The 19,542-nt window shown below is 62.1% G+C and carries 10 protein-coding genes and 1 pseudogene; 5 read left to right on the top strand and 6 right to left on the bottom strand.

The genetic code is table 11. The annotated features are described in order from the left end of the window. Positions 1–73 precede the first annotated feature (73 nt). The 6 genes from GZ092_RS14525 to GZ092_RS14500 form a co-directional block, all read right to left on the bottom strand. Entirely contained in the window at positions 74–469 is a 396-nt protein-coding gene (locus GZ092_RS14525) for a response regulator (protein WP_293637418.1), read from the bottom strand. A gap of 244 nt (positions 470–713) precedes the next feature. After that, positions 714–1,436: a hypothetical protein gene (locus tag GZ092_RS14520; protein ID WP_293637417.1), complete on the bottom strand. Its 723-nt coding sequence runs from the start codon at positions 1,434–1,436 to the stop codon at positions 714–716. 227 nt (positions 1,437–1,663) lie between these two features. Next, positions 1,664–2,602 carry a PhzF family phenazine biosynthesis protein gene (locus GZ092_RS14515; RefSeq protein ID WP_293637416.1) on the bottom strand — a complete coding sequence of 313 codons (939 nt, stop codon included), beginning with the start codon at positions 2,600–2,602 and terminating at the stop codon, positions 1,664–1,666. 42 nt (positions 2,603–2,644) lie between these two features. Then, on the bottom strand, positions 2,645–3,865 hold the full coding sequence (locus GZ092_RS14510) for a PLP-dependent aminotransferase family protein (RefSeq protein WP_293637415.1): 1,221 nt from the start codon (positions 3,863–3,865) through the stop codon (positions 2,645–2,647). A 60-nt stretch (positions 3,866–3,925) separates the two neighbouring features. Next, complete coding sequence (locus GZ092_RS14505; RefSeq protein WP_293637414.1) at positions 3,926–4,885, bottom strand: DMT family transporter; 960 nt, start codon at positions 4,883–4,885, stop codon at positions 3,926–3,928. After that, positions 4,882–5,493 (bottom strand): LysE family translocator, encoded by a 612-nt coding sequence (locus tag GZ092_RS14500; RefSeq protein WP_293637413.1) that lies wholly within the window; start codon positions 5,491–5,493, stop codon positions 4,882–4,884. Before GZ092_RS14500 ends, GZ092_RS14505 begins: the two co-directional genes overlap by 4 nt. 121 nt (positions 5,494–5,614) lie before the next feature. Between GZ092_RS14500 and GZ092_RS14495 the strand changes: the two genes are divergently transcribed. From GZ092_RS14495 to GZ092_RS14475, 5 genes and pseudogenes are all read left to right on the top strand, one after another. Next, complete coding sequence (locus GZ092_RS14495) at positions 5,615–7,039, top strand: PLP-dependent aminotransferase family protein (RefSeq protein ID WP_293637411.1); 1,425 nt, start codon at positions 5,615–5,617, stop codon at positions 7,037–7,039. Between the two features lie 562 nt (positions 7,040–7,601). Then, positions 7,602–8,102: a hypothetical protein gene (locus GZ092_RS14490; protein WP_293637409.1), complete on the top strand. Its 501-nt coding sequence runs from the start codon at positions 7,602–7,604 to the stop codon at positions 8,100–8,102. A 106-nt stretch (positions 8,103–8,208) separates the two neighbouring features. Next, on the top strand, positions 8,209–10,833 hold the full coding sequence (locus GZ092_RS14485; protein ID WP_293637408.1) for a hypothetical protein: 2,625 nt from the start codon (positions 8,209–8,211) through the stop codon (positions 10,831–10,833). 122 nt (positions 10,834–10,955) lie between these two features. Then, the gene (locus GZ092_RS14480) at positions 10,956–17,087 is read left to right on the top strand and encodes an SdrD B-like domain-containing protein (protein WP_293637407.1); all 6,132 of its coding nucleotides are present in this window, start codon (positions 10,956–10,958) and stop codon (positions 17,085–17,087) included. After that, a pseudogene (locus GZ092_RS14475) lies at positions 17,084–19,542 on the top strand (hypothetical protein); the annotation flags it as partial. The gene GZ092_RS14480 and the pseudogene GZ092_RS14475, both read left to right, overlap by 4 nt.

Genomic DNA, 19,542 nt, shown 5'->3' with positions numbered 1-19,542 from the left:
GACCGATTCGTCCTTGTCACCCGGGGGACGGTGGCGCCGCCTTGCAGTGCACGTCCTTCTGCTGCCAAAGCTCCTAGGCTGCACACCGCGGCATTCTGGCAGCCATCGACTTGCAGTACGCAATCAGGCTGTCGAGTTCGGTGGCCTTGTGGTACACGGCATCGACGCCAAGCCGCTCGCAGTGGTGCAGCAGATGGTCGTTGCGCGCATGGTTGGTCATCACAAGAATGCTCTGCTCGGGGCGCCGGTTCTGGCAATGCCTGATCACGCCGACACCGGTTCCTTCGCTCAGGAAAAGATCAACCAGGGCAATGTCCCACTGGCCAGGATGGCGGTCAAGCCAGCTGACCGCCTGGGTTTCCGTGGCTGCCACGCCCACAATGACTGCCTTCGCTTCCGTCGTCAGGATTTGCGTCAGGTAGGCGCACTGGGCGGCACTGTCTTCAACCAGAAACACTCGTAAAGCCATTGGTTTCCTTTGAATGAAAAACAGGAATTGCTTTTTCCGGAAAAGGCACATTTCACCTGTCGGCAGGGCGTAGAAAAGCCACTTTATTACAAAAGTGTCGGACTAAATCCGAAATTTACGAAATGTGGAAGCTTTCGATTTATTCACTCTACTGTGGGCAATCAAATTTATCAATTTAAAAATGAAATCTTTCAGTCGAGTTTTGCATCCAAGGGTAAGCGCACGGATCACCAGAATGGCTGGTTCAGCCAGAGGCGACGAGAGCGGCCGGCAATTTTTGGTGTTCAGCGGGCAACCTGAAGCTTAGCCACGCACCGCTGTCGCTGCGCGCGAGTCCGACCGATTCGGCAGCTGCCAGCAGTTCAAGGTCACGCCAGTTCAAAAGCCGGTAGCCATTCGAATAGACATGTTTTGCCTGTTCCTGTTCAGTACAAAGCAGGTCAATCGTCAGGTCGATGCGGTCCGGGAACGCCTGGGCGCGCAGCGTGAGCGTGGCCGGTGCGGTTGCCTGATCGCTCAGGCAGAAAAGCGCTGCGCTGACGACGCTGCGAAGCGCCCGGCAGGAGAATTCCGCGGCGACCGGCGGCACCTCATTGGCAATCACGAAGCCCTTGAGCTTGAAATCGTTGAGCAGCAGCGCGGCGCATTCCTCCACGCCGGCATCAAAGCGCTGGGTGGCTGCCGGTTTCGGACAAACCCAGGTCAGCAGGTTGATGACGGACTTGATGGCTGACTCCGACACGCTGCCCAGCAAGGTGCAGTCCTGGCGCAGGTTGCCCAGGTCGGGGCTGGCCGACTGAAGACGCCGGTCCATCATGACGGCAAGCATGTCCATCGACTGGAAATTGCCCATGATCTGGTGCTGAAGTACCGGCGTCAGGCGTTGTAGCAAGGCGTAGCGCGCGCCGTCCTCAAGCAGTGACAACTCGGCGCCCGGCGTATTTTCGGGCAGAAGGGTGCTTGTCAAGGTTTGCGGGGGGGTCATCCTGGGAGTCCATCGTTGGCGGGGGAAAGTCTTGTGGAAAGGTTTTGCCCGTGATTGTGGCAAAGGCTGAATTGCGCGCGTGCCGATTCCCGGGATTCTAGGCTGACAGCCAGGCCCTGGGACCGCCACCCTGGAGCGTTCAGCGGCAAGCGACATGCTGGCGCTGGTTCTGGTGATTCAGCGCCGCCGCCGGTCTGGCAGGGGTGTTGTCAGCGCAGGGCAGTGCCGAGCATCACCTGGCCTTCGATGCAGGTCACCGAATCGCCGCCGACCCAGACCTGGCCCTGCGCATCGCGCTCCAGATAAACCTGTCCGGAGCGGCCCAGACACACCCCTTGCGACGCCAGATAACGCCCGGGTGCATGACCTTCGGCCATCAGCCATTGGGCCAGGCTGGCATTGAGGCTGCCGGTCACCGGGTCTTCGTTGATGCCGATGGAGGGGGCAAAAAAACGCACTTCCATATCGGGCGCGGTGCTGTTGTTTTCCTTTACCGCCGCGTCAAAAGCGCGCGCTTCCCGATTGGCGCGTGCAATCAGCGGCGGGGTTTCTTCGGGCGGGTAAAGAGCTGCCACGCCGACCTTCATGTCCAGCTGTTCAAGCGTCAGAAAATTGGGCGTCAGCTGGAGCACGGTCTCGGGGCTGTCCAGCAGCAGCCCAAGACACATCGGCCCGTTGTTCAGCAGTTGCGCCGCCAGAATCTGCGCTGACTGCACACCCAGCGCCGCCGCGACCTTGGCCAGCATCACGGGACTGGGAACCGAGCGTTCAAGAGGCGGCGCTGCAAAGGCCAGTCGCTGCGTGCCCGCCTCGCGGCGAATCCTGACCAGGCCGACCTGGCATTCCTGCACGATGAAGTCTTTGGCTTTTGGCTGGCCCCCGGCCTGCAGCCAGGCGTGGCAGCTGCCCAGCGTCGGATGGCCGGCAAAGGGCAGTTCGCCGCCGGGCGTGAAGATGCGCACCTGGTAATCGGCAGATGCCTGTGTGGGTGGCAGCAAAAACGTGGTTTCCGACAGGTTCGTCCAGCGGGCAAAACGCTGCATGGCCGCGTCGTCGAGCCCGCTGCCATCGAGCACGACCGCCAGAGGGTTTCCCAGGTAAGGCACAGCCGTAAAAACGTCAACTTGCTTGAACAGGCGGGGTGTCATCGGTTGCTTTCCTGCCGCATGCGCGGCCAGCGTTTCAGGGTTTCAAGCCAGGGGCAGGGCTTCAAGCGTCTGTGCGCTGAGGGCCGCTTGAGCGCTGGAGCCGGCGTGCATGTCCCGAATGGCGGCGGCCAGCGCGGCAATGCCGATGTCGATCTGCGCGACGCTCGATGTGACAAAGGACAGGCGCAGCGTGCGAACGTCAGCCTGGCCGGCATAAAACGCCCGGCCCGGCACAAAGGCCACATTGCGCTCGACCGCCAGGGGCAGCAGGTCAACCGCATTCATGCCTTCGGGCAGGCGCACCCACAGGAACATGCCGCCAGCCGGCGTGTTCCATTCGACGCCTTCGGGCATCTCACGCGTCATGGCCGCCAGCATGGCGTCGCGCTGCGATTTGTACAGGGCGCGTATGGTCGGCACATGGCGGTCGAGGAATCCGTCTTTCATCACCTCGGCCACCAGGCGCTGGTTGAAGCCGGGGCTGTGCAGGTCAGCCGCCTGCTTGGCCTGCAGCAGCTTGGGGAAGATCGACGCAGGCGCCACCATGAAGCCCAGCCGCAGCCCTGGCGCCAGCACCTTGGAGAACGACCCCAGGTAGATGCAGCCTTCCGGGTTGCGCGCCGTCATTGGCAGCGGCGGTGGGGTGTCAAACCACAAATCGCCGTAGGGGTTGTCCTCGACCAGCGGCAGGCCCAGGCGCGCGGCCTCGGCGCTGAGCGCTGCCCGGCGCTCTTCTGGCATGGTGCGGCCGGTCGGGTTCTGGAAGTTGGGCAGCACATAGAAAAAGCGTGCGCCTTCGGCCTTGGCCGTCAGATCGGAAATATCCACGCCACCATCGTCGCTGGCGACGCTGACGATGTCGGGCTCCATCGGCGTGAAGGCCTGCAGCGCGCCCAGGTAGGTCGGCGTTTCAACCAGCACTCGGCTGCCTTCGTCGATCAGCACCTTGGCCACCAGGTCCAGCCCCTGCTGCGAGCCGGTGGTGATCAGCACCAGCGCCGGATCGACGTTCCACGGCAGCATCGCGGCCACCATTTCGCGGAGTAGCGCATAGCCTTCGCTGGCCGCGTACTGCAGCGCCGCATCACTGTCTTCGCGCAACACCTTTTCGCAGGCGGCACTGAAGGCACTGACCGGAAAGGTCTTGGGCGAGGGAAGGCCGCCGGCAAAGCTGATGATGCCGGGCTTTTCGGTGACCTTCAGGATCTCGCGGATCACCGAAGGGTTCATTTTTTCGGCGCGTCGCGCCTGCGTCCATTGCATTTCAATCTCCTGTTGATGATCCGATTGTCAGATAGATGGAAAGGATAGCGGCAGGCCGGATCAGCCTTTGGCGGCCAGCGGTTTGGGCGGCGCCCCGTTCACCGGCATTTTCTTGCCAATGAAGACAGTGGCCATCACGCCCAGGCCAAAGCCCAGCGTCGCCGCATCCAGCTGTTCGCCCAGCAGAGGCACGGCAAACAGCATGGACAAAAAGGGCTGCACCAGCTGCACCTGGCTGACCCGCACCACGCCGCCCAATGCCAGGCCGCGGTACCAGGCAAAAAACCCGATCCACATCGAAAACACCGCCAGGTAGGCAAACGCGCCCCAGCTGGCCCAGCCGATGCTCTGGCTGGCGGCTGGCGCATGGATGAAGGCCAGCGGAAGCGAGACCGGCAGCGAGATCACCAGCACCCAGCAAATTACCCGCTCGGCGCCCAGCGAAGGCGTCAGCCGCGCGCCGCCGATATAACCCAGCGCCGCACTCAGCATGGCCAGCAGCAGGAACACATCGGCCAGCTGAATCGCAATGTGGCCGCTGCCATCGCCCGAGTGCAAGGCCATGAACAGCAGCACCAGCAGCGTTCCTGTCACGGCGCAGGCCCAGAAGGCCAGACTCGGCCTCTGTCGGAACCACAGCGCCGCCATGCCTGCCGTGGCCAGCGGCAGCAGGCCGGTGACCACCGCGCCATGCGTGCTGGGAACATATTGCAGGGCCAGCGATAAAAACAGCGGAAACCCCACCACCACGCAGACTGCGGTGAAGCCCAGCAGACGCCATTGCCGGCCCTGAGGCTTTTGCCGGTGGCCGCGCCAAAAGCCAAAACCCAAATAAAGCAGCGACAGCACACCGGCCACGGCCGCCCGGCCAAAGGTGGTGAACCAGGGCGAAAGCTGCGGCGCATCAATCGACCCCACCGCCAGTTTGGTCATGGGCAGCGTGACCGAAAAAATCACGATGCCCAGCAAGCCAAGCCACAAGCCTTTGTTGACCTGCGCGTTATCCAGCGGCGGGTTCATAAAAAAAGCATCCAGATGGCGGTGGCCACCAGCACGGCAGCCATGACACGGTTGAACACAACCAGCCGCCGCCCTGACCCCTGGGGTCCGGCCAGCCATTCACGCAGCAGCGAGCCGGCCAGCGCGTACGTCAGGTTGCTGGCAAAGGCAAAGGCGAGCATCACCGGCACCACCACGACCAAGCGCTGGCCAGGATCGGCGCGCCCGGCAACCCAGCCGCTGACAATCGCCAGCGCCAGCATCCAGGCTTTGATGTTGACCAACTGCAGCGCCGCGCCCTGCCAGAAGGTGACGTTGAGCCGTGCCGCATCGGCGGGGCTCAACTGGCGAGAGCGCGCTATTTTTGATGCCAGCCACAGCAGGTAGGCCACGCCCACAAGCTTGATGGACCAGCCCAGCAGCGGCACCGCCAGCACCAGTGCCCCGAGCCCCAGCGCGCAGATGCCCAGGAGCACGCCCCAGCCTACCGGCACGGCGCAGACAAAAGGCATGGCGCGCCGCAGGCCATGGTTGGCCGCGAGCGCGGTGGACAGCGTGGTGTTGGGGCCAGGCGTGAAACTCATGGCCGTGGCCAGGACGAGCAGCGCGGTAAATTCTTGCCAGTTCATGGCCCTGACTTTATAGTTTGCAGCAGCACACTGCCAATACAGTTTGAGAAAAAAATCAAAAAACTGTACTGGCTGTTTTGACAGCACACGGGCAGGGCGTCCCGCCACAGAAGATCCAGCCATGTTGATGAAAACCGCATCCCAGTCCCTGGCCGAGCAGCTTTGCGCGCGTTTTGCCGAACGCATCCGCACCCGCTTGCTGGCACCGGGCGCACGATTGCCGTCGGTGCGGCTGTGCGCCGAGCAGCAGGGCGTGAGCGTGTCCACCGTTGTGGCTGCCTATGACCAGCTGCAGGCGCAGGGGCTGGTGGTGGCGCGCAAGAACCGAGGCTTTTTTGTCCGGGATTTGACATCAAATATGCCGTTTGCGCAGGCTGCATCTGCGCAAGCAGCTATTCAAAGCATAGCGGTTGCAGCCCGTGCGCCGGTCGATGCTGCGGCCCTGATTCGCGGCATGTTCCATTCCGTCAGCAATAAGCCGCAACCGGGCATGGGCGTGTTTCCGGCGGAATGGCTGGACGCCAGCTTTTTGCCGGCAGCGGTGCGAAAGGTCACCAGCGACAGTGCGCTGCGCGAACTGTCGCTTCACTATGGCGAGCCCATGGGCGACAGCGGCCTGCGCCGAACGCTTTCGCAGCGGCTGGGCGCGCTCAACATCCCGGCCGAGCCCGGGCAGATCATCACCACCGTCGGCGCCACCCACGCGCTGGACATCATCAGCCGCACCCTGCTGCGCGCCGGCGACTGCGTGATGGTCGAGGAGCCCGGTTGGGCGGTGGAGTTTGCCCGGCTCGATGCGCTGGGCATGCGCATCCTGCCGGTGCCGCGCCGTGCAGACGGACCCGACCTCGATGTGATGGCTCAGTACTGCCAGCTGCATGCCCCCAAGCTGTTTGTCAGCGTCAGCGTGTTCCACAACCCGACCGGTCATTGCCTGTCGCCCGGCAGCGCCCACCGGTTGCTGCAACTGGCCTGCCAGCACAATTTCCATATCGCCGAGGACGACACCTACAGCCACCTGGCGCCCGACCATGCCACGCGGCTGTGCGCGCTTGACGGCCTGCAACGTACGATTTACGTCAGCGGGTTTTCCAAGATCCTGGCACCCGGCTGGCGCGTGGGCTTCATGGCCGCGCCGCCCGTGCTGGTCGAGCGCCTGCTCAATACCAAGCTGCTCGCCACCCTGACGACACCCGCGCTGCTGGAAAAAGCCCTGGCCTGGTGCATTGATCAGGGCCAGCTGCGCCGGCATGCCGAGCGCATCCGCAGCCGGCTTGACCAGGCACGCGGTCGCAGCGTCAAACTGGCACTGGCCCATGGCTGCAGCTTTGCCGCAGAGCCCGCAGGCCTGTTTGGCTGGGTTGAAACCGGCGTGGACACCGACGCGCTGGCGCAGCGCCTGCTGGACGAGGACTACCTGATCGCGCCCGGTTCGCTGTTTCATGCGGTGCGCAAGCCCGGCACGCTGATGCGCATCAATTTCGCGACGACGCAGGACGCTGCGTTCTGGAAAGTGTTTGTGCGGTTGCGGGACGGCGTGCGCTGAACAGGGCTCAGTCAACTGGCCAATGCGGCCCAAACGGGGTTGTAGCCTACCCATACCCAGATTTGCAGTCCAGCCCAAGCGCTTGCGCTGCGCCATGGACTCTGCTGCTAATTGCCTTGTGCTCTCCATGAATTTCTACGGTCTGACTATTGGCTGAGGATTCCGGCCGATCACCTGAGTGGGGATTCCAGATGAACATTAACGGAAATTTGCAACGGCTTCTCACGCATTAAGTTGCACCCGCCATGCCACAAGCAGATGAATTTGTAATTAATTTAATACAAATAAGTGGCATTGCGACTATCAAGCAAAAGTAACTAAATGTATTAAAACTACAAAATAATGCTATTTAAGCGTTGTTTTATAGTTTGAATGCAGGATTTTTGTGAAATTTTGCGCGGTTTTTCATGAATTTTGGCAACATGGCGTGCATTTTTTAAATTGTTAACATAAAGTTACGTTCTTTATAAATTGAATTAAAAACAGTAACAATTTGCACTGCGGCCTTTGGCTTTTGATCACAGTCGTTTGCCGCTGATGTCTAAATTCTGGATGCACCCCGATGAAATCTCTCCTGAGTCTTTGTTTTCTGGTCGCCGGCCTGGCCTTGGGGCCGGCTGCCCTAGCCCAAACACCTGCCGTTACCTCCACCCTTAGCGCTCAGCGTGTGGAAATGGTGGAGGGCAAGGCTGTTCTCAAACCCGCTGCCCAGAGCAAGCCAGGCGAGGTCATTGAATACACCGGCGCCTACCGCAACGCCGGCACAACCGCTGTCAGCGCACTCCAGGCGGTCGTTCCCGTACCCGTCGGAACCACGTTCATTGCGGGCAGTGCACAGCCGGCAGCCACCCAGGCGTCCACCGACGGCACCCGTTTTGCGGCCTTGCCGCTGGTTCGCATGGTCAGGCAGGCCGATGGAAGCGATCGCAAAGAGGCCGTTCCGCTGGCTGAATACCGTGCCCTGCGCTGGGATGTCGGCACGCTGGGCGCTGGTACCAGCACTGTGGTCAGCCTTCGCGTGCGCATCGACGCACCCGTCGTCGCTTCTGGCACCAAGCCGTAAGGCTGCCTGTTTTTATGCAGCAGCGCTGAGCCAGGCGGCCCGGCGTTGAACGCTTCAGTCGTTCGTTGTTACTTGTTTGTCGTTTTGAATCCAGGAGAACCCCGCCATGTATGCCCCCCCCATCAGTCCGCACCTGTTGCGCCTGCCCCATTTCTTCACCCGGTGGCTGGCCGCCTTGTTTGCCGCTGTTTTGCTGGCGCTGGCCGTCATGCCGGCACGCGCTGCAGCGCCTGCTGCAGGCGCCTCCATCAGCAACCAGGCTTCGGCCAGTTATGCCGACGGTTTGGGGGGTTCGCGGACGGTATTGTCAAACACGGTCAGCACCACGGTCACCCAGGTCGCCAGCTTGACCCTGGTCGCCAACGGCGCGCAAACGGCCACACCAGGCAGCGTGGTCTATTACCCGCATACCCTCACCAATACGGGTAACGGTTCGGACACGTTCAACCTGACCAGCGCCAATACCGGCGGATTCGCCATGACGACCGTGCAGTTCTTTGCCGACAACGGCAGTGGCCAGCCCACCGGCTCGGCCATCACCTCCAGCGGCGCGCTGGCTGCAGGCACTGCCTTCAAGTTCATCGTCGTTGGCACCCTGCCCAGCACGGCCGTCACGGCGCAGACCAATGCCATCGTGGTCACGGCTGCCAGCGCTTTGACACCGGCTCAAACTGCATCGAACACCGACACCACCACGGTCACCAACAATGCGGTAGTGACACTGACCAAGGCTGTCAGTGTGTCCACCGGAGCGCCGGGTTCCGGACCCTACACCTACACCCTGACCTACACGAACACCGGTAACAGCACGGCCTCCGCCGTGGCCATCACCGATGTGATTCCTGCAGGCATGACGTATGTGGCAGCTTCCGCACGCTGGAGCGTGACGGGCAGTGCGGCATTGAGCGATTCCGGTGTTTCTTCGGGCACATCGCCCAACACCTTGACGTCTGGCTACACCGCAGCCACCAAGACTTTCCTGGCAACCCTGAATTCGGTGACGGCGGGCCAGTCGGGCACTATCACCTTCAATGTCAATGTGGATGCCGCCATTGCCCCCGGTGTGCTGAACAACGTTGCCACCACGTCGTACAACAACGGCGCGACGACCGTGACGGGCTCGTCCAACACGGTGCCGTTCACGGTGCAGCAAACCGCGGCCGTGACATTCACCGGTCCGGCAGCGGCAACGCCCAGTGCCAATACCGGCGCAACGGTCAGCTTCACCAATCAGGTGAAAAACACCGGCACCGGCGCAGACACCTTCAACATCAAGCTGGCTGCCAGCAACTCCTTCCCGAGTGGCACCACCTTCCAGTTGTTCAAGAGCGATGGCCTGACACCGCTGGTCGATACCAACGGCGATGGCATCATCGACACGGGTCCGCTGGCTGCCAATGCAACCTACGACGTGATCTTGAAAGCCACGTTGCCGCCCAATGCGTCTGGCGCAGGTCCTTTTGTGATCACCAAGACCGCAACCTCGGTGGTTGATCCCACCAAGTCAGCGACCGCGACTGACACGCTGACCGCCATCACGGGTGCGTCGGTTGACCTGACCAACAATTCGGTCACAGGTCCGGGCGTTGGCGCAGGCCCTGAAGCCACAGTGCAAGTGACCAACACCGTGAATCCCGGCACCACGACGGTGTTCACCCTGGTTGCGAAGAACACCGGCCCGTCACCTGACAGCTTCAACTTCAGTGCCAGCACGGTGCCAGGATTTGGATCGCTGACCCCGCCTCTAGGCTGGACCGTGACCTTCAAGGCTGACGGTGGCTCAGGCACTGCCTGTTCATCCACAGGTGCAACCATCGTCAACTCGGGCAATGTGGCCGCAGGCAGCGCAGCCACCGTTTGCGCCGTGGTGACCGTGCCGGCCGGCTTTGCTGCAGGAACCAACGACCTGTATTTCCGCTCCCTGTCGCCTACTTCGGGTGCCAGCGACATATTGCACGACGCCGTGACAGTCAACGCCGTGCGTTCCATCACCATCACGCCCAACGGCGCTGGCCAGACCTACCCGGGTGGCTCGTTTGTTTACAGCCACACGCTGACCAACACCGGCAACGTGACCGAAGGCAATGGCACGCTCAGCACCATCACCCTGGGGGCCGCGAACAACCAGACCGGCTGGACTTCGACGCTGTACTACGACAATGGCCCCAACGGCACACTGGATGCAACTGATCCGCTGATCACCGGCACCCTGAATTCTGTGCTGCCTGCCGGCCTTGCGCCTGGTGCGTCCATCACCGTTTTCGACAAGGTGATCGCTCCGAGTGGCGCCGTTCCTGGCGCGGTGAATGCAACGACCATCACGGTGACCACCACCAACGGTACTTACTCCACCACCGTTCCTGCACCCACCGTGGCCACGGACAGCACCACAGTCATCGCCGGTAACCTGACCCTGACAAAGGCACAGTCGCTTGACGTCAACTGCACTGGCACTGCAGGTGTTTATACCGCCGCCAACCTGAATGCCAAGCCTGGCGAATGCGTGCTTTACCAGATTACTGTCACCAATGTGGGTTCTGCAAATGCCACCACGGTTGTCGTGTCTGATGTAACGCCGACCTACACGAAGCTGAAAAACCTGGCTGCCACGACAGTGGGCACCGTTACCGGTCCTGCCGTCGGCGCGGCAGGTGCCATCAGTGCCGCTGTCGGCACGCTCACACCTAGCCAGTCGGCTGTGGTGACTTTTGGCGTTCAGATCGACAACTAAAAAGGTCGTGACCGTCCAGCGGAGGGGGGCGAAAGCCTCCCTCCGCTTTTTAGAAACCAGCCGCAAGGTGGTTTCCAAAAAGCGGCCAACCGCAAGCCCTCCCTTCCCCACCCATTCCCTCCATGCTCTTTCGCCTGTTTCGCAAGCTCTTGCCCTTTTGCCTGTTGCTGGTCTTGTTGACCGTGGCAAAGGCAGGGCCCGCACCTGCAGGCACCGTCATCAGCAACACGGGGACGGGAACGTATGTGGATTCAGCATCCGGCTTGTCGGTGCGGCTGAAATCCAATACCGTCAACACCACCATCACGGTGCTGGAGGCCTTGACCCTTTCCGCCAACCAGACAGTGCTGGTGGCCAATGGCTCCTCATTTGCCATCAGCCACAAGCTTACCAACACCGGCAATGCACTGGCTACCTACCGCATTACAGCCAGTGTTGCTGTGGGTGGCGCGTTCACGCCTCTTGGGGTGCAGGTGATCCAGGACACCAACTCCAATGGCCGAGCCGACACAGGCGAACCTGTTATTTCCGCCGGTGGCGCCATTTCATTGACACCCGGGGACAGTGTCAATTTGCTGTTGACAGCGCAAGCGCCCGCCACCAGCACGCCGGGGCAGTCCGCACAGCTGGTGGTTGCCGCCCTGAGCACGTTGCAGGGCGTGAGTGCCAGCAATACCGACACAATAACCTTGACCAACGGGGCCGCGATCGTGGCAACTCTGGCGCCATCGGCTGCCACAGCCCTGCCTGAAGCGTCTCTGGGGTTTACCGCCACCGTAGTCAACAACGGCAACGCAGCAGCTGCGTCAACCGTGGTCACGCTCAATGGTGCGCCGGCCACCCTGTTTGTGCTGCGTGTGCCCGTTCCCGTCAATGTGACCTTTGTGTCCATCCAGATGCCGGTCAGCCCCGGCACACAGGTGCTCTACCATGTGCTGGGCAGTGCCGTCGACAGCTATGTCACCAGCTTGCCAGTGGGTGCCGTGGTGGATGTCGTGGCCTGGGGCGTGGCCAGCCTTCCGCAAGGCGCGAGCCTGCAGGGGCAGTTCACCGTCACCGTCAACAACAATGCTGCAGGCACGATTACTGGCACGGCCTATACCGACTGGACCGACCAGGGCGCCCGCTTGAGCACTGGCAGCAATACCGTGGTGCTGCCTCTGCCTGCCAGGGCAGCCAAAATCGCTTTTTATACCAATACAAGCTACCTCACCCCTGCAATACAGAACCTGACCGGCAGCCCGCTGTTCATACAGGTGGATGCGGCTGCCTGCAATACCAGCCCGACCCAGATCAATACGGCACCAGTGACATTGGTCAGCCAGCTCACCGGTGACACAGAAACCTTCACTGCGGTCGAAACGGGTGCCAACACCGGCTTGTTTCGCATCTTGCCCAATGTGCCCACAGCCAACGCGGCATTTCGTGTCGTGGCCTCGGGCAACGGCATCCTGGAAGTGCTGCGAGATGATGTGGTCAGTGCGACCCTCACCGCCTGTGGCGGTATTTCGGTTTCGGCCACCACCACCTTGCTGATTGACCCCAGCGGCGTGGTGTATGACAGCAAGACCAACCAGCCGCTCGCCGGCGTGACTGTGCAACTGATCGATGTCACCGGAGCGGGCAATGGCGGAAAACCGGGCAGTGCGGCAACGGTGTTCCTGCCTGACGGCACACCAGCCCCAAGTCAGATCATTACCCTGGCCGATGGCAGTTTTGCCTTTCCCCTGGTGGCACCCAGCACCTACAAGCTGATGCTGGGCACGCCGGCGGGTTATACGTTCCCCTCGAAACTGCCGGCAGCGCTTCAGCCGGCAGGGCGTCTGATTGATGCGCAGGGCTCTTATGGCAAGGAATTCACCATCGCCAGCACGGACCGGGCGCCAGTGAGGTTTGATGTGCCGCTTGACGCGGGCGCTACCGGTGGGCTTTTCATTCAAAAAACAGCCAACAAGGCCACGGCCGAAATTGGTGATTTCGTCGATTATTCCGTCAAGTTCAACAATGTCACCGCCGTGCGGCTTCCCGCTACGGTGGTCAATGACAGCCTGCCGGCGGGTTTTGCCTATGTTCGGGGTACGGCCAGGCTCAATGGCGCGCCACTTCCTGATCCTGCTGGCAGAACCGGTCCCGGCCTGCAATTTTCGCTGGGCTCTGTGGCGGTGGGTGCACAGCCGGTTTTGACTTATCGCGTTCGCGTGGGCGCCGGCAGTCAGGGCAGCAATGGCGTCAACACGGCGCAGGCAGTCAGTGGCAATGTCCTGTCCAACAATTCAAGCGTTCGTGTTCAGCTTGTCGGTGGCGTGTTTTCAAACAAGGCCTATCTCATTGGCAAGGTGTTTGCCGACTGTCGCCAGAACGGCATCCAGGATGCTGGTGAACCGGGCATTCCGGGTGTTCGGCTTTATCTGGAAGATGGCACCCATGCGATTACCGATGAAGAAGGCAAATACAGCCTGTACGGTTTGACCCCCCGCACCCATGTGGTCAAGATCGACCGCACCACCTTGCCAGCCGGGGCAACGCTTGAAGTGCTGAGCAACCGAAATGCACTGGACCCGGACAGCCGGTTTGTCGATCTGACCCACGGTGAATTGCAGAAAGCAGACTTTGCCGTTGCCGAATGCACACCGGACGTCCAGGAGCAGGTCGCGGCTCGGCGCAAGGCGCTGAGCTCTCCCAACGAAGTCCTGCAAGCCGCCGCTCTTCTGCTCTCGTCTACCACTTCGGCGGCGGCTGCAGATGGACGCGCCTTGCCGTCCAGCGGCACCTTCGGTCTGCCTGGCGCGTTGCAAGCCAATGGCGGTTCAAACACGACCAAACTGCTGCCCACCACCACTTTTCCCGGTGTAACCCTTCGACCGTCTTCATCTGCCGCTGCGCTGGGCGCGGTCGGTGATCCAGGCGGCCCTTACGCACCCACTGCGCAAGGTGTACCCCAGGCGCTTTTCACGCCCGGCAAGATGCAGCCTGATGCGGTGCCTTCCACAAATATTTTGGCGTCCCCGCCAGAGCCTGGCGAGCAAAGCCAGCCGATGCAGCCGCTGGAAGACCTTTTGCCCGGTCTTGGCCCTGAAGTCGGTTTTATCAACCTGCGCAATGAGCAGGTCTTGACCAGCGACCAGACCCGAGTCCGCGTCAAAGGCCCTGTGGGCGGAAATTTTGAACTTCTGGTGAACGGCCAACCCGTCCCCCTCACCCAGGTCGGCAAGAAGAGCAGCCTGGAAGAAAATGGCACGCTTGCCTGGGAATACATCGGTATCAACCTCAAGCCGGGACGCAACACCTTGATCCTGCGGTCAACCGACCCCTTTGGAAACCTGCGTGGCCAGGAACAGATCACCTTGCTGGCACCCGGAGCCCTTGCACACATCGGGATAGACGTTTCAGCGCACCCTGTCGCTGACAGCGCCACGCCACTGGCTGTCACCCTTCGCTTGCGCGATGCGCAGAACCTGCCAGTTGCGGTTCGCACCCAGGTCACTTTGCTGTCCAGTCTGGGCCAGTGGCAAACGCCCGATCTGGACCCGCAACAACCAGGCGTCCAGGTATTCGTCGAAGGCGGCGAAGCACGCTTTTTGCTGCTGCCGCCAGCCCAGCCAGGCAAGGCCGAGCTGAGTGCCACCAGTGGCAAGGTCAATGCCGTGGCCAAGGTCGAATTTCTGCCCAACCTGCGTCCCATGCTGGCGGTCGGCCTGATCGAAGGAACGATCAACCTGCGCAACCTCTCGCCTTCGGGCCTGCAGCCCACGCAAAGCGGTGATGTGTTCGAGCGCCAGATCCAGAGTGCCTCACGCAGCTTTGACAACGGTAAGGGCGAAGTGGCGGCCCGCGCTGCACTTTTTCTGAAGGGCAAGGTGCTCGGCTCCACCCTGCTGACCCTGGCTTACGACTCTGACAAACCTTCGGATACCGCGCTGTTCCGCGACATCCAGCCCAACCAGTTCTACCCGGTGTATGGTGACTCGTCAGCCCGCGGCTTTGACGCCCAGTCCACCGGAAAACTCTATGTCATGGTGCAAAACGGCACCAGCTATGCACTGCTGGGCGATTACTCGACCCAGAGCGACAATCCAGTGCGCCAGCTGACGCAGTATTCGCGTGCCCTCAATGGTGTCAAGGGGCGCTTGCAGGAAGGGAATTTCACGGTTGAAGGCTTTGCCAGCCGCACCTCCACCACGCAACTGGTGGAAGAGTTTCGGGCCAACGGCACTTCGGGGCCATTCCGACTGAATGTCAATGGTGTGGTCAACAGCCAGCAGGTGAACATTCTTACGCGTGACCGCAACCAGCCTTCGGTCATCGTCAAGGATGTTCCACTGGCCGCCTTCACCGACTATGAGCTGGAGCCTTATTCTGGCCAGCTGCTGCTCAAAAGTCCGGTGCCCAGCGTGGATGCCGACCTCAATCCAGTGTTCATCCGGGTCAGTTATGCCATCGATTCGGGTGGCCCGAAACACTCGGTGGCCGGTGCCGACGTCAGGGTTCAGCTGACACCCAACCTTGCCGTGGGCGCAACGCTCATCCGCGATGCCGACCCGGTCAACCAGCAAAGTCTGGCGGGCATCAACATGGCCGCCCGGCTGGGCGACAAGACGCTGGCCACAGCGGAAATCGCCCGCAGTTCGACCGACCTACAGGGCAGCGGCGGCGGCCAGCGCATTGAAATTCGACATGACGACCTGGCGTTGCAGGCCCGCGTGTGGGCGGCACGCACGGATGCCGGGTTTTTCAATCCCAACAGCCCGCAATCGGCGGGCCGCTCAGAATACGGCGTCAAGACAGGGATTCCGCTGGATGAAAAAAACCGGCTCGTGGCCGAAGCCCTGAAAACCTCGGACAGCATCACCGGCGCCGAGCAGACCGGCGCCGAGATCAAGCTGGAGCACAGTCTGCCCGGCAATGCCCGGATTGAAGCGGGGTTTCGTTACAGCCGCGCCAATGCAAGCTCGGTGTTGACGGCCTTTCCGCTGCCCGGCACTTCATTGCCTGTCAGCCCTGGTGCGGCTGCGCTTGCCGCCGCTTCCGCACAGACCGGTTTTACCAGCGCACGCGTCAAGTTGACGGTGCCCGTGCCCAATTTGCCGCAGGCTGATGTTTTCGGGATCGCCGAATACGCCATCGACGGGAGCGGTGGGCGCCAGATTGGCCTGGGCGGCAACTATGCAGTCAATCCAACGACCAAGTTGTACCTGCGCCACGACCTGACGAACAGTTTGAATGGCCCCTACAACCTCAATCCGGCTGTATCGCAATACACCACCGTGGCGGGCATCAACACCGAGTTGCCGGACAGCACCCAAGTTTTCAACGAATACCGCATGGGCGACAGCCTCAATGGACGCAACAGTGAAGCTGCCGTCGGCCTGCGCCGGCTCTGGCGCCTGGAAAGCGGCCTCGGTCTTACCGGCAGCTTGCAGCGCATCAAGCCTTTGACTGGCGTGGTGGCAGACGATTCCAGCGCGGTGACTCTAGGTATCGATTACGTGGCCGCTGCCGACTGGAAGGGCTCTGCCCAAGTGCAGTGGCAAACTTCTTCAGCCTCGCGCAGCTGGCTCACCAGCGCCGCGCTGGCGAACAAGCTCGATGCCGACTGGACGCTTCTCAACCGGGCCCTGTACAGCATGCAGACCAGCCTTGCCGCAGCTGGCGGGGAGCGCAAGCTGGTGACCGCGCAGTCCGGTTTTTCATACCGTCCTGTTGAAACCGATGCGTTCAACGCACTGGGCCGCATCCAGTTCAAGCGCGACCTGGACAGCACACTGGGGGCCGGGCTGAACCGCGACGAGTCCTCCTGGCTGGCATCCACCCATGTGAACTTCCAGCCCAGCCACCACTGGCTGATGACCGGCCGGTATGCTGCAAGATGGGCCACCGACCGTGCCAATACGCTGGACAGCCGTTCCTTTACACAGCTCCTGGGCGGGCGCTCCACTTGGGACGTCACCGATCGCGTCGACATCGGCGTGCAGGCCTATCGCATGTGGGGCAACGGCGCCGCAGAAACCGCGATGGGTGTCGAGGCCGGCTACCTGGTCTGGAAAAACCTCTGGCTTTCGCTGGGTTACAACGCCAAGGGTTTCAGGGCAGCAGAACTGGCAGGCGACGCCTACACCCAGCGCGGCGTGTACCTGCGGCTGCGGTTCAAGTTTGATGAAAACCTGTTCGGCGCCGATGCCGCGACATCGGGCATGCCGGTGGCGTCGACATCCCCGGCAAAGGCAGCGCTTGTATCTGCCGATTCCCAACCATGACGCCTGTGCCTGCTTCAGACCGGTTGATCGAATCGGCTCGATGCAAGTTGGCGGGTTTGCCGGCTGTGGGCAGGCAGCTGTGGCTGGCACGATGGTGGGTGGCTGCCAGCCTGATGGGCATGCACGCATCAGCCAGCGCGGTGAACTTTGACTTCACCGGAGCCGAACAGACCTATACCCTGCCGGCGGGAGCCAGCGGCGTCGTCATTCAGGCCGCTGGCGCTGGCGGCGCGGGTGGTGGTGCAGATGCGCAAGGTGCTGGCGCTGCCGGAGCTGGAAAAGGCGGCACCGGCGGCAACGGGGTCACCGCAACCGGCACCTATCTGGCCATCAGCGGAACGCAGCTGAAAATCTATGTAGGGCGTGGCGGTACCGGCGGCGTAACCTCCAGCTTCGGCTTTGACGCCACCAATTCTGCCGGTGTGGCCGGCAGCGCCGGCGGGGTCAATGGTTGGGCCGGTGGCGCTGGCGGCTTGCCGGGCGGCGGCGGCTACTCCGGCGGCGGCGGTGGCGGTGGCGGCGCCAGCGTGGTGAGTACGTCTTCCGGTACGCGTATTTTTGTGGCGGGCGGCGGCGGCGGCGGCCAGGGCGGCTCTTGGGAATCCATCTCTATTGCGCCTGCTACAGCGAACCCGACGGGCGGGACACTTCCGGGCTCAGCCGGCGTAGTGGGTACTTCGCCAGGTGTCAACGGAGACGGCGGTGGCGGTGGCGGTGGCGGTGGTGGTTGCCCCGGCGGCGTTGGTGGCAGCGCTCACAATGACAAGTCCGGCACAGCCAATGGCACAGCCGCAATTAAAGGTGGTTCGTGTGCAGCCGCTGCGGTCACCGGCTTTTCGGTTCTCACCGCATCAGGCGGCGGCGGCGGGGCCGGCAGTCCGGCCGACCCTGGCACGGGAAATAATCCGCGAGGCACGGCCGGCGGCAATGGCTCGGTCGTCCTGACACCGGTGTTCCCAACGCTGAACCTGGCCAAATCGCAGCCTTCGCCATCGCTGGCGGTGGGTAGCAACAGTGCATACCTCCTCACCGTCAGCAATACCGGTGGTTACCCGGCCAATTCCGCCCGCGTTTTCGACCAGCTGCCGTCCAACGTCACCTATGTCAGCAGCAGCGGCGCCGGATGGTCCTGTAGCGCTGCACCCAATGCCAGCGGCACACTGGTCACCTGCGACTTCGTGGGAACCATTGCGGCCACCACCGGCACATCGGCTCTGCAAATTACCGTCAGCCCCACCACCAATGCCACTGTTGCCAACTATGCGTCGGTGGACCCGACCGGCGCCGCCAGTCCGCCGGTGCCCACCACCTGCACCGCCGCCAACGCGCCAAGTGCCGGATGCGCCACGCCGGTTGTCAGTGCTGTGGGCCTGGCGGTGTCGGGCCGCGTCTACCGCGATGCCAATGGCAACAACAGCCTGGACGGCTCCGAATCGGGCACGGGGTTGTCCGGCTTGTTTGTCAAGCTGTCGCCTTCAAGCGGCACCGCGTGTTCCAGCCCTGCAACCAATGCGGTGGCGGTCAACGCTGCCACGGGTGGGTTCAGCCTTGCAAATGTGGCCCAAGGCAATTACTGCTTGATTCTGGACAACAACGGCACATTGACCGACATCAGTCCTTCGATACCTTCAGACTATATCGGCACTGAAAACGCGAGCGGCATTGTTCAGATCACCGTCAGCGCTGCCCCCGAGCCGCCACAAAATTTCGGCCTTTACAACGGTTCGCGACTCAGCGGCGTGGTATTTCTCGATACGGGCGCCGGTGCTGGCGGCGTTGCCAACAACGGCGTGCGTGATGGCGCGGAAACAGGAATCGGCGGTTTGCTGGTCGAGGTCCGCAACGGCGCTGCAGTGGTCGCATTTGCCACCACTGCCGGCAATGGCAGTTACAGCATGCTTGTTCCAGCGTCCATTGGCCAACAGCGGGTGGTAACGCCTTTTGCCGCCAGTGGCTATGTGGCTACCGGTGGCACTCCGGGCAATACGAACGGCACCTACAACCGGCCCAGCCTTGGCTACACACCGGTCAACGGCGTCAACCTCATCGACGCCAATTTCGGGCTGGTTCCGGTCAACACCTTGTCCCCCAACGGTGCGCAGACAGGGCAGCCCGGCACGGTGGTGTTTTACGCCCACACCTTCACTGCAGGCAGCGGGGGGCAGCTTGCGTTGTCGCTGGCCAATGCAGCCACGCCCGCCGGGCTGCCCTGGAGCCAGGTGCTGTACCGCGACAGCGACTGCAGCAGCACGCTGCAGGGCTCGGAGCCGCAAGTCAGCGCCCCGATCACCGTGACGGCAGAGCAAACACTGTGCCTCATCGTTAAGCAGTTCATACCGGCCGCTGCGGCAACGGGGGCGATAAACACGATCACCCTCAGTGCTGCGTTCAGCTACACCAGTTCGATCCCGCTGCTGTCCAGTACCCTGACTGCCAACGATGTCACCACCGTCGG

The organism is Polaromonas sp. (assembly GCF_010365105.1).
In the GTDB taxonomy this organism is placed as follows: domain Bacteria; phylum Pseudomonadota; class Gammaproteobacteria; order Burkholderiales; family Burkholderiaceae_C; genus Polaromonas.
The sequence above is the reverse complement of the archived record's forward strand: the minus strand, read 5'-3'. Positions and strand labels throughout refer to the sequence as shown.

Bases quoted from the DNA above. Each gene is read 5' to 3' on its own strand.
- GZ092_RS14525 (WP_293637418.1), bottom strand. From the start codon at position 469: ATGGCTTTACGAGTGTTTCTGGTTGAAGACAGTGCCGCCCAGTGCGCC.
- GZ092_RS14515 (WP_293637416.1), bottom strand. From the start codon at position 2,602: ATGACACCCCGCCTGTTCAAGCAAGTTGACGTTTTTACGGCTGTGCCT.
- GZ092_RS14510 (WP_293637415.1), bottom strand. From the start codon at position 3,865: ATGCAATGGACGCAGGCGCGACGCGCCGAAAAAATGAACCCTTCGGTG.
- GZ092_RS14505 (WP_293637414.1), bottom strand. From the start codon at position 4,885: ATGAACCCGCCGCTGGATAACGCGCAGGTCAACAAAGGCTTGTGGCTT.
- GZ092_RS14500 (WP_293637413.1), bottom strand. From the start codon at position 5,493: ATGAACTGGCAAGAATTTACCGCGCTGCTCGTCCTGGCCACGGCCATG.
- GZ092_RS14495 (WP_293637411.1), top strand. From the start codon at position 5,615: ATGTTGATGAAAACCGCATCCCAGTCCCTGGCCGAGCAGCTTTGCGCG.
- GZ092_RS14490 (WP_293637409.1), top strand. From the start codon at position 7,602: ATGAAATCTCTCCTGAGTCTTTGTTTTCTGGTCGCCGGCCTGGCCTTG.
- GZ092_RS14485 (WP_293637408.1), top strand. From the start codon at position 8,209: ATGTATGCCCCCCCCATCAGTCCGCACCTGTTGCGCCTGCCCCATTTC.
- GZ092_RS14480 (WP_293637407.1), top strand. From the start codon at position 10,956: ATGCTCTTTCGCCTGTTTCGCAAGCTCTTGCCCTTTTGCCTGTTGCTG.